We start from the raw sequence: 13,079 nt of genomic DNA on the forward strand, positions 1-13,079 counted from the left end.
TTTAACTTGGACTGCAAATTTACTATTTTTAGTCAATAGTGGCGAATACTTTTATATTTATGTGATGAAATTATCTAATTTGTAATTTTTCATTCATTTTCAGACTAAAAACCTTCTACAAATTGATTATTTTTGCTTAGATTTTTTATTAATAACCTCAAAATTTAAACAAGCAGATGATGAAATCTAAAATAGCGGCTTTCATGGAATATGTTGAAGCTCGCAACCCTAATGAACCTGAGTTTTTACAAGCCGTAAGAGAAGTAGCAGAAGTTATCATTCCTTTTATAGAAGAAAATCCAAAATATCAAGGTAAAATGTTGTTAGAGCGAATGGTAGAGCCAGAGCGAACGGTTGTATTTAGGGTGCCATGGATAGATGATAAAGGAAAAATACATGTAAATAGAGGCTTTAGGGTAGAAATGAACTCTGCTATTGGTCCATATAAAGGAGGACTTCGATTTCATCCTAGTGTTAATTTAAGTATTCTTAAGTTTTTAGGTTTTGAACAAGTCTTTAAAAACTCTTTAACTACATTGCCTATGGGAGGTGGTAAAGGAGGTGCTAATTTTGATCCTAAAGGAAAATCAGATACAGAAATAATGAAATTTTGTCATGCTTTTATGAGTGAATTATTTCGTCATTTAGGTGAAAATACAGACATACCTGCTGGTGATATTGGTGTAGGAAGTAGAGAAATTGGGTATATGTATGGAATGTATAAAAAATTAAGAAATGAATTTACCAGTGTGTTGACAGGTAAAGGAATGTCTTATGGAGGATCGCTAATTAGACCTGAAGCTACAGGATATGGAAATGTTTATTTTGCTCTAAATATGTTAAAAACACGAGATGATAGTTTTGAAGGCAAAACCGTTTTAGTTTCTGGTTCAGGTAATGTTGCTCAATATGCTTGTGAAAAAGCGACACAACTTGGAGGTAAAGTTATTGCAATGTCAGATTCTTCAGGTTTTATACTTGATGAAGATGGTGTAGATGCCGAAAAGTTAGCATTTATTATGGAGTTAAAAAACGTAAAACGTGGGCGTATAAAAGAATATGTAAAAGAATATCCAAAAGCTAAATATTTTGAAGGGATGCGTCCGTGGAATGTAAAGGCAGATATTGCTTTGCCTTGTGCTACACAAAATGAATTAGACGAAACAGATGCCAAAAACTTGGTGAAAAATGGATGTATTTGTGTAAGTGAAGGAGCTAATATGCCTAGTACACCAGAAGCAATTGAAGTGTTTCAAAAAGCAAAAATATTATACGGTGTTGGTAAAGCTTCTAATGCTGGAGGTGTTGCAGCTTCTGGGTTAGAAATGTCACAAAATGCGTTGCGTTACAACTGGACACGAGAAAAAGTAGATGCCAAATTAAAAGTAATCGTTGATGATATTCATAAATCATGTATCAAATACGGCATGGAAAAAGATGGTTATATCGATTATGTTAAAGGAGCAAATATTGCTGGGTTTGTTAAAGTTGCTGACGCTATGTTAGAGCAAGGTGTGGTTTAAATAGAAATATTACTAAGATATTGGACTGAACAGATAAAGAAAATCAATTTTTTAACTAAATTATTAGTGGTCTCGAGGTTTAATATTTTTTAAACCTGAAACGCTATGTCTTTTAAAGCGAAAGCTATTGCTGGTTTTATCTTTAAATGTATAATTCCCTATCTTTGTGTTAAACACATAAATAGATGTCAAAAAAGACCCTCCCAAACTTAAAAAATTATGTATTTGAAGATTTTCGATTTGAGCAATTAATGCAAAATCGGATTAATAAAGTATTGATTGTATGCTCTAATTACGATTATTATATGTTGGAGGAAGATGGAAGAATTGATGAGCGTATTTTTAATGAATATACAGCTTTAAATTTAAGGTTTCCGCCTACTTTTTTACATGCTAATTCTACTAAAAAAGCATTAAAAACGTTAAGTTCTGACAAGATAGACCTTGTAATTACTTGGTTAGATATTGGTAGTTATAAGGCTTTCGAAACGTCGTTACAATTAAAAAAGTCATTTCCTAATGTGCCTATTGCCGCATTAAGTCATTATTCTTCAGAATTAAGAAAGAAAATTTTAAATGAGAATGCCGGGATTATAGATTATGTCTTTCATTGGAATGGAAATGTAGATATTTTTTTAGCCATTATTAAACTGGCTGAAGATAAGATGAATGCCGATAAAGATATTAACGAAATAGGTGTAAAAGCAATTTTGTTGGTAGAAGATTCTCTTCGCTTTTATTCTAGGTATTTGCCAGTAATGTATAAGATTATTCTTAAGCAAACAAGGTCATTTATGTCAGAAGGCTTAAATGAACATAGGGCTATGAATTTAATGCGTGGGCGACCAAAAATTTTATTGGCTACTAATTATGAAGAAGGATTGGCGTTATTTGAAAAATACCAAGAAAATTTACTGGGTGTTATTTCAGATGTTAACTATTATAAAGATAAAAAACGTAATCCTGAAGCAGGATTTGAACTTTTAAAACACGTTAGAAATTTAGTAAGGTATTTTCCTTTTTTAATACAATCTTCCGATAAGAATAACGAAGCTAAGGCTTTAGAACTAAAGGGTAAATTTTTATGGAAACATTCAGAAACCATAGAATTAGAAATAAAAAATTACATAACAAAATACTTTTCTTTTGGAGATTTTGAGTTTTGGGATCCTAAACAGCATAAAGTATTGGCTACTGTTAAAGATTTAAATGGATTTCAAAAGGCTCTAACCATAGTTACTAAAGAAGCCATAACTTATCATGCAATTAGAAGTGAATATTCAAAATGGTTACGCTCTAGAGCTCTTTTTCCACTAGCAAATTTATTTCATAATGTTGAATATGACGATTTTCAAGATGCAGAAGAGATTCGAAATTTTTTAATAGAGGCGATAAAAGTGTATCGAATTTATAGAGCTAGAGGAGTTATATCAAAATTTAATAAAGACAAGTATGATAAATATTTAGGGTTTGCCAGAATTGGAGATGGAGCATTAGGCGGAAAAGGTCGAGGATTGGCTTTTATAGATTCTTTTTTAAAACGTAACCGTTTATTTAAAAAGTATGATGATGTTATTATTTCAATACCAAGAACTGTAGTTTTAAGTACAGAAGTTTTTGATGAGTTTATGGAAGAGCATAAACTTTTCAGATTTGTGGCAGATTGTGATGATGACGATGAAATTTTAAAAGTGTTTATATCAAAACCATTACCAAATTGGGTTAAGGAGGATATAAAAGCATTTTTAAAAGTAACCAAACATCCTATTGCTGTTCGGTCGTCTAGTGTTTTGGAAGATTCGCATTACCAACCTTTTGCGGGGGTTTTTGCAACCTATATGCTTCCTAAGACAAAATCAAAAAGGATGCTTGAAATGGTTTCAAATGCTGTAAAATCAGTAATAGCCTCTGCTTTTTTTAAGAATAGTAAAGCATATTTAAAAGCAACATCACATACGCTAGAAGAAAATAGGATGGCTGTTATTTTACAAGAAATTACAGGAAAACAATACGGAGATGTTTTTTATCCGAATATTTCAGGTGTTGCAAGATCCATTAATTTTTATCCAATTGGCAATGAAAAACCTAATGAAGGAATTGCAAGTATTGCTATGGGGCTGGGAGAAATTATTGTTGGAGGAGGTAAAACATTGCGATTTTCTCCTTATCATCCGAAGAAAATAATTCAACTCTCAACTCCAGGGTCTACACAACGAGATACACAACATTATTTTTATGGACTAGATATGAATCCAGATAGCTATATGGCTTCTACTAGTGAATCTATAAATAAAAAGAAAATTACAATCAGGCAAGCTGAAAAACATGGTTCGTTAAAATTTGTGGCTTCTACTTACGATTTGCAAAATAATATAATACGACCAGGTGTTATGCATGATGGATTGCGTGTAATAACTTTTGATAATATTTTAAAATATGGAACTTTTCCATTGCCAGAAATATTACAAGAATTGCTGCGTGTTGGTCAACGCGAAATGAGAAGTCCTATAGAGATAGAGTTTGCTGTTAAGTTAGATGTGCCTGAAGGAAAACCAAAACATTTTAGTTTTTTACAAATTAGACCTATTGTTGAAAGTAGTAAAACGTTAAGTAAGTTACCAGAAAATTTCGATGTGGCAGATACTATTATTTATTCAGAAGCTGCTTTAGGTAATGGAAAATATGAAGATATTTACGACTTTGTTTATGTGAAGCCAGAAACATTTAATCCTGCCAATACAAGACAAATTTCATTAGCTGTTGAGCAAATGAATAAGAAATTTATAGAAAATAAAAAAAAATATATTTTAGTAGGTCCAGGACGTTGGGGTAGTAGTGACCCATGGTTAGGTATTCCCGTAATTTGGCCTCAAATTTCTGCAGCAAAAGTTATAGTAGAAGCTGGACTAAATGATTTTAGGATTGATCCTAGTCAGGGCACACATTTTTTTCAGAATTTAACTTCATTTAATGTTGGATATTTAACCATAAATCCATTTTTAAATGAAGGTTTTTTTGATGTTACTTATTTGAATAAACAAGAAGCCCTTTATGAAGATGAATTTCTTAGACATATTCAATTTCAATCTCCATTAAGTGTTATCATAGAAGGAAAAAATAATAAAGCAGCAATTTTTAAAGAGGGCTATAAAATTGAAAATGGACAAGGCTTAAAGGAAAGTGAATTGGATGAGTTGCCTCCAGAGGGTTTTATGTGATATTGTTAATTTTTGTATTTTATTTTGGTGTAAATTGGTAATATGAAAAAATAATTAGCTAAATTTTATCAATAAAATAATTTAATAATATTATTTTTGTAGTAGGTTTTCGTAATAAAACAAAATATATATTTATACTTTGCGTTTTCAGCATAATGCATCGAGAACCCGATTATATATCTTTATAAATTTATACTTATGAATGTAAAAGCAATATTAAACAATCTAGAAACCAAACATCCAGGAGAGCAAGAGTATTTGCAGGCGGTTAGGGAAGTGTTAGAGTCTATCCAGACTATTTATAATGAAAATCCACAATATGGAGCAGCTAAAATTATTGAACGCCTAGTAGAACCTGACCGTGTTTTTACGTTCAGAATTTCTTGGGTAGACGATAATGGAGATGTCCAAGTTAATTTAGGGTATAGAGTTCAATTTAACAATGCTATTGGGCCTTATAAAGGAGGAATTCGATTGCACCCAAGTGTAAATTTAAGTATCCTTAAGTTTTTAGGTTTTGAGCAAATTTTTAAAAATGCATTAACTACCTTACCTATGGGCGGTGCAAAAGGAGGTTCTGATTTTAATCCTAAAGGGAAATCTGATGCTGAAATTATGCGTTTTTGCCAGGCCTTTATGTTAGAATTATGGAGAGTAGTTGGTCCTAATACCGACGTGCCTGCCGGAGATATAGGTACCGGAGGGCGAGAAATTGGATATATGTATGGAATGTATAAAAAATTACAACAAGAACATACAGGTGTGTTTACTGGAAAGGGGCTAAATTGGGGAGGAAGCCTAATCAGACCAGAAGCCACTGGTTTTGGAGCTACCTATTTTACTAATGAAATATTAGGAACCAAAAATGATAGTTTTAAAGGTAAAAATGTTGCCCTTTCAGGTTTTGGAAATGTTACTTGGGGTGTAGCTTTAAAAGTTACTGAATTAGGGGGGAAAGTTGTTACTATTTCTGGACCTGATGGTTATGTGTATGATGAAGAAGGATTAAATCAAGAAAAAATTTCATACCTATTAGAGTTAAGAGCTTCTAATAATGATATTGTATCTCCGTATGTTCAAGAATTTCCTGAAGCTAAATTTTTTCCAGGAGAAAAACCTTGGGGAGTAAAATGTGATATTGCAATGCCTTGTGCAACACAAAATGAATTAAATCAAGAAGATGCTCAAAAAATAGTTGCAAATGGAGTAAAATATGTGGCTGAAGTGTCAAATATGGGGTGTACGCCTGACGCTATTGATGTTTTTCATCAAAATAAAGTACTTTATGCTCCAGGAAAAGCTGTAAATGCTGGTGGTGTTGCTGTTTCAGGGCTAGAGATGTCTCAAAACGCAATGAAATTAAATTGGACTGTAGAAGAAGTGGATGATAAACTACATCAAATAATGCATTCAATTCATAAGGCTTGTTTAAAATATGGAACAGAACCTGATGGATATGTAAATTACGTAAAAGGAGCAAATATTGCTGGTTTTATTAAGGTTGCTGATGCGATGATGGATTTGGGAGTGGTATAAGCTATATTTTCAATCTATTTGAAAGAAATTTTCAATAGAATATTTTAAAACTCGCCCTTTGGCGAGTTTTTTTATTGCCCTTTTTTAAAGCAATGAGATGTTGTTTTTTGTTATTTTTGAATATGATTCTAGAGCCTCCATACCGCAAAATAATCCATGTTGATATGGATGCATTTTATGCTTCAGTTGAGCAAATGGATAATCCAGAGTTGAGAGGAATTCCACTGGCTGTAGGTGGAGGAGGAGAAAGAGGTGTGGTTGCAGCAGCTAGTTATGAAGCTCGGAAATTCGGAGTGCGTTCCGCAATGAGTGGCGTATTGGCTCGAAAAAATTGTCCGCAGTTGACTTTTGTTAAGCCTCGTTTTGCACGATACAAAGAAATTTCGCTAAAAATTAGAAATATCTTTTATCAGTATACAGATTTGGTAGAGCCCTTGTCTTTAGATGAAGCATATTTAGATGTAACCAAGAATAAAAAAAACTTTCCTTCAGCAACTATTTTAGCTCAGAAAATTAGGCAACAAATATTTGAAGAGGTTGGGTTGAACGCTTCTGCGGGTATATCAATTAATAAATTTGTAGCTAAAATAGCTTCAGACGTTAATAAACCTAATGGGCAAAAAACGGTACCACCTGAAGAAGTGTTAGCGTTTTTAGAAAAGTTGGATATTAAAAAATTCTATGGAATTGGTAAAGTTGCTTCTGCAAAAATGTACAATTTAGGAATTTTTACGGGTAAAGATTTAAAAGAAAAATCATTAGAATTTCTAACAGAAAATTTTAAAAAGTCAGGAAAACATTATTATCAGATAGTTAGAGGTATTCATAATAGTGAAGTAAAACCACATCGAATACCTAAATCAGTAGCTGCTGAACATACATTTAATACAAACTTAACTTCTGAGATTTATATGCTTGAAAAATTAGAGCAAATAGCTACAGAATTGGAAAAAAGACTTCAAAAATCAAATATTTCTGGGAAAACCATTACTTTAAAAATAAAATACAGTGATTTTTCAGTGCAAACTCGTAGTAAAACTCAAGCCCATTTTATAAATGATAAAGATGCTTTATTAAAAAATGCAAAAGCGTTACTTTATCAAGAAAAATTACATGAATCTGTTCGGTTATTAGGTATCTCATTGTCTAATTTAAATACAACTATTTTAGAAAAGGAAGAGCCTTTTGAGGTTCAGTTAAAACTAGAATTTTAAATTGAAAAAAATGGAATATTTTTTGTATTTTAATGGTGGTCTTAAAATTGAACGAAAATGAAAAATATAATTTATGTTTTAGGAATTGTAAGTTATTTAATAGTGGGGTGTAGTTCACAACAAACAATGACAACTACTGAAGAAAAGGAAGCACCTGTGCGAATTGCAAATGATAGTTTAGAATATGAAATTATAATTTTAGACCCTGGTTTTACAAGCTATTTAGCTACGGCAAAGCCACAAAATTATTATTCTCAGAGCACATTAGAAACTAAAAATGAAGTTTATGTAAGAGAATGGAATTATAGAGCTAGAAATCCAATGCAATACAATTCTAACATTTATGAAAATGAAATTGATTACCAACCACATATTGATTACGGTATGGAAGTTAATTATAAATTGTACCAGTATTTTCAGTTTGCACAACGAAAATACAAAATGCGTTTAAGTTCATTTCGGGTAGAGTAAACATGTAGCATTATTTATAAAACTAACTTTTTGTAAGTAATCGTTTTAATTCCTTAGGGTAAGTATAATTGGTTTCACAAAGAAGTATTTATTTTTCAGAATGCTGTTTTTTTATAAAACTTAAGAACATTACCAACCATCCTATAATAAATAATAGTCCTCCTAGTGGTGTAATAAACCATATTAATTTCGGATCTACACCACCAGCAGTTATGGCATAAATTGAGCCCGAAAAGAATAAAATTCCGGTAAAAAATAATCCGCTAATTAAGTTTTTTGATTTATTAGAAAAACCAGAATACGTATTTACAAAAAGCAATACCAAAACATGATACATTTGATAACGGACACCCGTTTCAAAACTAACTAAAGCATCTGCTCCTAATTTTTCTTTAAGGGCGTGTGCCCCAAATGCTCCTAAAATAATGGCTAGCATACCTAAAATTGCCGTTATAGATAAGTTGATTTTCATAAAAAAGGTCTTAAAGAACAACAAAAATAATATATATTTAGAAGACTTTACATTTAAAAAAATAAACAATTCGATTGAAAAGTATAAGTTAAAAAAATAGTATTTCGTTCACCGTATATGCATGAGGTTCAAATTGCGAAAGTGAAATTGGAAAGTGAGGGTATAAATAGTTATATGGTAGATGAAAATTTGGTTTATACTGTAGGAGCTGTTTTTATTGAAGATTATATGCTTATGGTTGTTGCAGATGCTTTTGATAAAGCACTCTCTATTTTAAGTTTACATAAAACTTGATGATATCTTTAGGTAAACCTATTAAATTTTATATTTTCGTATTACAAATAATAATTTATGCGTAAAATCTTAATTATCGGTGCTGGTCGTTCATCAGCATCACTTATAAAATACTTGTTAGATAAATCTGAAGAAGAAAATTTAGAGATTACAATTGCTGATATTTCTGTTGATTTAGCTGAGTCTATAATTAAAGGTCATAATAATGCTACTACATTAGTTTTAGATATTTTTGATGAAGATGCACGAGTTTCAGCTATTAAAAAAGCAGATATTGTAGTCTCTATGTTGCCAGCTAGATTTCATGTAGAAGTTGCTAAAGACTGTGTTACTTTTAAGAAAAATATGGTTACGGCATCGTATATTTCTGATGAGATGAAAGCCTTAGATGCTGAGGTAAAAAAAGAAGGTCTCATTTTTATGAATGAGGTTGGTTTAGATCCTGGGATAGATCATATGAGTGCAATGAAGGTAATAGATAGAATTAGAGATAATAACGCTAAAATGTTATTGTTTGAATCGTTTACTGGAGGTCTGGTGGCCCCAGAAAGTGATACTAATTTATGGAATTATAAATTTACTTGGAATCCGAGAAATGTAGTGTTGGCTGGGCAAGGTGGAGCTGCTAAATTTATACAAGAAGGAACATATAAATACATTCCATATCATAAACTATTTAGACGTACTGAAATATTAAATTTGCCTAATTCAGGTAAATTTGAAGCATATGCTAATAGAGATTCTTTAAAATATATAAAAACGTATGGGCTAGAGAATATATTAACAATGTATAGAGGTACCATAAGACGTGTTGGTTTTTCTAGAGCGTGGAACATATTTGTGCAACTAGGAATGACAGATGATAGTTATACCTTGGAAGGATCGGAAAATATGACTTATCGTGATTTTACCAATTCATTTTTAGCATATAATCCCAATGATTCTGTTGAATTGAAATTACGATCTTATCTAAAAATAGATCAAGATGATGTTATTTGGGAAAAATTGGTGGAACTTGATATTTTTAGTGCCACAAAAAAAGTTGGAATTAAAAATGCTACACCTGCTCAGGTGTTGCAAAAAATTTTAATGGACAGTTGGTCTTTGAAAAAAGATGATAAAGATATGATTGTAATGCACCATAAATTTGGCTATGAGCATCAGGGTGAAAAACTGCAAATAGAATCCAGTATGACTGTTATAGGAGAAGATCAAACATATACAGCTATGGCTAAAACAGTTGGTTTGCCTGTAGCTATTGCAACATTATTAATTCTAAATAATAAAATTAAAACACCAGGAGTTCAACTTCCAATAAATAGAGAAGTTTATGAACCTATTCTAAAAGAGTTGGAGTTGCACGGAATTGTATTTGAAGAGCAAAAAAAGCAATATTTAGGCTATAACCCAGAATTTGTTGTAGGATAATAAATTACATTTTTAAATAAAAATCTTTTACTAAACTTATGTATTCAGCTGTATAGTGATGACGTTTTGTTTCTATTGTTAAATTTTCAATAGTTCTGGTTTTTTCTATAAATGAAAATTCTATTAAGCTTCTTTTAATTGGAGCAGTTGGAGTTCCTTTTACATGACAAGTTTTAGAAGCTATAAGTCCGTGTTTTTTTGCTAATAAAATAAATTCTTCTTCTTCCTTAAAAGGAATTATTACTGTAAAAATTCCGTTATTACTAAGTAGGTCGGAAACAGATTTTAATAATGTTTCAAAAGATAAAAATTCTGTAAAACGAGCTATATTTCTAGTGTTGTTATTACTCTGGTAATGGTCTTTGTAAAAAGGGGGATTAGAAACTATTAAATCGTATTTATCATCAATTTCTTCAGTAAATTCATTTAGTGAAGCATGATAACAATACAAACGATCTCCCCAAGGAGAATTTTCAAAATTAGTTACGGCTTGTTCAAAAGCATTGCTGTCTATTTCTAATGCATCAATAATTTCAGCATCACTACGTTGAGCTAATTGTAAAGCAATAACACCTGTACCTGTACCAATATCCAATATAGAATATGGGTTGTTTTTTAGAGAAGTCCAAGCACCAAGTAATACGCCGTCAGTTCCAATTTTCATGGCACATTGATCTTGAAGTATTGTAAACTGTTTAAATTTGAAAGGGTTACTCATCTAAATACATATCAATCAATCCCTCGGGTGTTTCAACAATAATCTTTTTGTTTGTTCGGTCCACTTTTTTTATAAAATCATCAATCATAGGTATAAGAATTTCCTTATCGCCATTTTCAATGATAAAAAGAGGCTGAGCTGTTTGATCATTAACAGCTGTTAAAGAACCAACATTTCCATAATTAGTGTCTTCAATAGTAAAACCAATTACTTCGTGGTAATAAAATTTATTACCTGTTAATTTTGGCAACAAAGTAAGTGGTAAATATACATCACATTTTAAAATAGAATCAGCATCTTCTTCGGTATTAAAACCTTCAAATTTTACTCGTAGCTGATTGCCTTTTTGTAATAGGCTTTTTTCAATAAAAAAAGGAATAAAATTGTTTCCAGCTTCTATGAATACGGCGTCCATATCTTGATACAAATCAGGCTCATCTGTATCTAATTTAATAACAACTTCTCCTCTAAAACTGTGTTTTCTAACTACTTTTCCTAAGTAGAAACAATCTTTTTTTTGCATAATTAACTTTTTTCAAGTCTAGCAAAGTCAGGCAAGACCTTAATGTTGTATGATTAGCTTTTACTCAAAGTGTTTTGAGGCTAAAATTATTAATCTTATTTAAAAATTAAAAAGCCCGACAAAATTTGTCAGGCTTTAAAGATAAGATATATAAATAAATTTATTCTTCTTCTTTCTTTGCAGCAGGAGCTTTCGCTTCAGCAGCAGCTTCATCAATAGTTTGAGGAGCTTCATCTGCAACTGCTTCTGCAGCAGCTTCAGTTTCTTCAGTAGCCTCTGGAGCAGGAGTGTTTTTAGCAATTCTAGCTTTGTTAGCTTCTTTTTCTGCTTCTAGAGCTTTTGCTTTAGCATCACTACTAGCTTTGTTTAAGTCTTCAATTTTAGCATTAATTCGTTGAGCTTTTTCTTCTAACCAAGCGTTGAATTTTTCTTCAGCTTGTTCTTCTGTTAAAGCACCTTTTCTAACACCAACAGCTAAATGATTTTTTAATAAAGCACCTTTGTATGATAAAATAGCTCGAGCTGTGTTTGTTGGTTGAGCTCCATTTTGTAACCATTTTACAGCACTATCAACATTTAAGTCAATTGTTGCAGGGTTAGTGTTTGGGTTATAAGTTCCTAATTTTTCTAGTAACTTACCGTCTCTTTTTGCACGTGAATCTGCAGCAACTACCCAATAAAATGGTTTGCCTTTTTTACCGTGTCTTTGTAATCTAATTTTTACTGGCATTTTTTGTTAATTGTTTAAGGTACACGACCTTGATTATTAATATATTATTCACTTTCTCGAAGTGGGGTGCAAATATACTATGTTTTTTTATTATACAGTATAGTTGATGGTAATTTTTTATTTCATAAAAATGAAAAAACTGAAGGGTTACAAACATCAGCTCTCATTGAAACTATTATATTTGTATAAATTAGAAACTATGAATATTTTAGGAATAATTCCCGCCAGATATGGTTCTACACGATTAGAAGGTAAACCTTTACTAGATATTTGTGGCAAACCTATGATACAACATGTTTACGAACAAGTAAAAAAAGTAATGACCAATGTACTTGTTGCTACCGATGATGAACGGATAGAAAGAGTAGTTAAAAGCTTTGGTGGTAATGTAGTAATGACATCCGATAAACATAATACAGGAACAAATAGATGCTTAGAAGCTTATAAAATATTTAAGTCAAAATTTGATATTGATTTTGATGTTGTTATTAATATTCAGGGAGATGAACCATTACTGGAACCAGAACAGATTAGACAACTTATTTCTTGTTTTGAAGAGGATACTACCGAAATGGCAACTTTGGTTATTCCAGTAAAATCTTCTGAAAATTTATTTAATGGAGGTGTTTTTGTAGTGATGGATAAAAATAATAATGCCTTGTATTTTAGTCGTTCTGTAATACCATATGTGCGTGATGCTAATAAAGACAATTGGCAAAAGCAACATACTTTTTATAAACATGTTGGTATGTATGGTTTTACGCCTAAAGCTTTAAATGAATTTGCTAATTTATCTCAAACCTCTTTAGAAATTGCCGAGTCATTAGAACAAAATCGATGGCTAGAAAATGGCAATAAAATAAAAGTAGCCAAAACGGAGTTTGAAACTATTGCTGTGGATACGCTAGAGGATTTAAAAAAAGTAAGACAAATGATAAAGTAAAAATTTTAT

Annotated in this window: 12 protein-coding genes; 8 read left to right on the top strand and 4 right to left on the bottom strand. The window is 31.3% G+C overall.

From position 1 onward, the window contains the following. Positions 1-179 precede the first annotated feature (179 nt). From gdhA (EGM88_RS13020) to EGM88_RS13040, 5 genes are all read left to right on the top strand, one after another. Positions 180-1,523 carry an NADP-specific glutamate dehydrogenase gene (gene gdhA, locus EGM88_RS13020; protein ID WP_123898867.1) on the top strand — a complete coding sequence of 448 codons (1,344 nt, stop codon included), beginning with the start codon at positions 180-182 and terminating at the stop codon, positions 1,521-1,523. A gap of 185 nt (positions 1,524-1,708) precedes the next feature. Then, the gene (locus EGM88_RS13025) at positions 1,709-4,741 is read left to right on the top strand and encodes a PEP/pyruvate-binding domain-containing protein (RefSeq protein WP_123898868.1); all 3,033 of its coding nucleotides are present in this window, start codon (positions 1,709-1,711) and stop codon (positions 4,739-4,741) included. 198 nt (positions 4,742-4,939) lie between these two features. Continuing rightward, positions 4,940-6,277, top strand: a complete 1,338-nt coding sequence (gene gdhA / locus EGM88_RS13030; RefSeq protein ID WP_123898869.1) for an NADP-specific glutamate dehydrogenase — start codon at positions 4,940-4,942, stop codon at positions 6,275-6,277. A gap of 122 nt (positions 6,278-6,399) precedes the next feature. Further along, complete coding sequence (gene dinB / locus EGM88_RS13035) at positions 6,400-7,491, top strand: DNA polymerase IV (RefSeq protein ID WP_123898870.1); 1,092 nt, start codon at positions 6,400-6,402, stop codon at positions 7,489-7,491. Positions 7,492-7,548: 57 nt separating this feature from the next. Then, positions 7,549-7,962 (top strand): DUF6146 family protein, encoded by a 414-nt coding sequence (locus EGM88_RS13040; RefSeq protein WP_123898871.1) that lies wholly within the window; start codon positions 7,549-7,551, stop codon positions 7,960-7,962. Between the two features lie 88 nt (positions 7,963-8,050). Here the strand turns inward: EGM88_RS13040 and EGM88_RS13045 are convergent, their stop codons facing one another. Next, positions 8,051-8,434 (bottom strand): DUF423 domain-containing protein, encoded by a 384-nt coding sequence (locus tag EGM88_RS13045; protein WP_123898872.1) that lies wholly within the window; start codon positions 8,432-8,434, stop codon positions 8,051-8,053. Between the two features lie 96 nt (positions 8,435-8,530). Here EGM88_RS13045 and EGM88_RS13050 point away from each other — a divergent pair, with 96 nt between their 5' ends. Together EGM88_RS13050 and EGM88_RS13055 are read left to right on the top strand one after the other, a co-directional pair. Continuing rightward, positions 8,531-8,728 carry a DUF2007 domain-containing protein gene (locus EGM88_RS13050; RefSeq protein ID WP_262696375.1) on the top strand — a complete coding sequence of 66 codons (198 nt, stop codon included), beginning with the start codon at positions 8,531-8,533 and terminating at the stop codon, positions 8,726-8,728. A gap of 57 nt (positions 8,729-8,785) precedes the next feature. Further along, positions 8,786-10,156, top strand: coding sequence for a saccharopine dehydrogenase family protein (locus EGM88_RS13055; protein WP_123898874.1), 1,371 nt, complete (start codon positions 8,786-8,788; stop codon positions 10,154-10,156). A gap of 4 nt (positions 10,157-10,160) precedes the next feature. Here EGM88_RS13055 and EGM88_RS13060 read toward each other — a convergent pair whose 3' ends face one another. From EGM88_RS13060 to EGM88_RS13070, 3 genes are all read right to left on the bottom strand, one after another. Further along, positions 10,161-10,874, bottom strand: coding sequence for a tRNA1(Val) (adenine(37)-N6)-methyltransferase (locus EGM88_RS13060; RefSeq protein ID WP_123898875.1), 714 nt, complete (start codon positions 10,872-10,874; stop codon positions 10,161-10,163). Beyond that, positions 10,867-11,397 (bottom strand): ribosome maturation factor RimM, encoded by a 531-nt coding sequence (gene rimM, locus EGM88_RS13065; protein WP_123898876.1) that lies wholly within the window; start codon positions 11,395-11,397, stop codon positions 10,867-10,869. Before rimM ends, EGM88_RS13060 begins: the two co-directional genes overlap by 8 nt. Before the next feature lie 160 nt (positions 11,398-11,557). Next, positions 11,558-12,127 carry a 30S ribosomal protein S16 gene (locus EGM88_RS13070; RefSeq protein WP_123898877.1) on the bottom strand — a complete coding sequence of 190 codons (570 nt, stop codon included), beginning with the start codon at positions 12,125-12,127 and terminating at the stop codon, positions 11,558-11,560. A gap of 130 nt (positions 12,128-12,257) precedes the next feature. Here EGM88_RS13070 and kdsB point away from each other — a divergent pair, with 130 nt between their 5' ends. Further along, positions 12,258-13,070 carry a 3-deoxy-manno-octulosonate cytidylyltransferase gene (gene kdsB, locus EGM88_RS13075; protein ID WP_238988445.1) on the top strand — a complete coding sequence of 271 codons (813 nt, stop codon included), beginning with the start codon at positions 12,258-12,260 and terminating at the stop codon, positions 13,068-13,070. Positions 13,071-13,079 lie beyond the last annotated feature (9 nt).

Origin of the sequence: Aureibaculum marinum, from assembly GCF_003813905.1 — a bacterium.
Taxonomy (GTDB): Bacteria; Bacteroidota; Bacteroidia; order Flavobacteriales; family Flavobacteriaceae; genus Aureibaculum; species Aureibaculum marinum.

What these genes read in the sequence shown, in the direction of transcription:
- EGM88_RS13040 (WP_123898871.1), top strand. Translation starts at nt 7,549, where the DNA reads ATGAAAAATATAATTTATGTTTTAGGAATTGTAAGTTATTTAATAGTG.
- EGM88_RS13045 (WP_123898872.1), bottom strand. Translation starts at nt 8,434, where the DNA reads ATGAAAATCAACTTATCTATAACGGCAATTTTAGGTATGCTAGCCATT.
- dinB (WP_123898870.1), top strand. Translation starts at nt 6,400, where the DNA reads ATGATTCTAGAGCCTCCATACCGCAAAATAATCCATGTTGATATGGAT.
- EGM88_RS13070 (WP_123898877.1), bottom strand. Translation starts at nt 12,127, where the DNA reads ATGCCAGTAAAAATTAGATTACAAAGACACGGTAAAAAAGGCAAACCA.
- EGM88_RS13055 (WP_123898874.1), top strand. Translation starts at nt 8,786, where the DNA reads ATGCGTAAAATCTTAATTATCGGTGCTGGTCGTTCATCAGCATCACTT.
- EGM88_RS13025 (WP_123898868.1), top strand. Translation starts at nt 1,709, where the DNA reads ATGTCAAAAAAGACCCTCCCAAACTTAAAAAATTATGTATTTGAAGAT.
- EGM88_RS13060 (WP_123898875.1), bottom strand. Translation starts at nt 10,874, where the DNA reads ATGAGTAACCCTTTCAAATTTAAACAGTTTACAATACTTCAAGATCAA.
- gdhA (WP_123898869.1), top strand. Translation starts at nt 4,940, where the DNA reads ATGAATGTAAAAGCAATATTAAACAATCTAGAAACCAAACATCCAGGA.
- kdsB (WP_238988445.1), top strand. Translation starts at nt 12,258, where the DNA reads ATGAAAAAACTGAAGGGTTACAAACATCAGCTCTCATTGAAACTATTA.
- gdhA (WP_123898867.1), top strand. Translation starts at nt 180, where the DNA reads ATGAAATCTAAAATAGCGGCTTTCATGGAATATGTTGAAGCTCGCAAC.
- rimM (WP_123898876.1), bottom strand. Translation starts at nt 11,397, where the DNA reads ATGCAAAAAAAAGATTGTTTCTACTTAGGAAAAGTAGTTAGAAAACAC.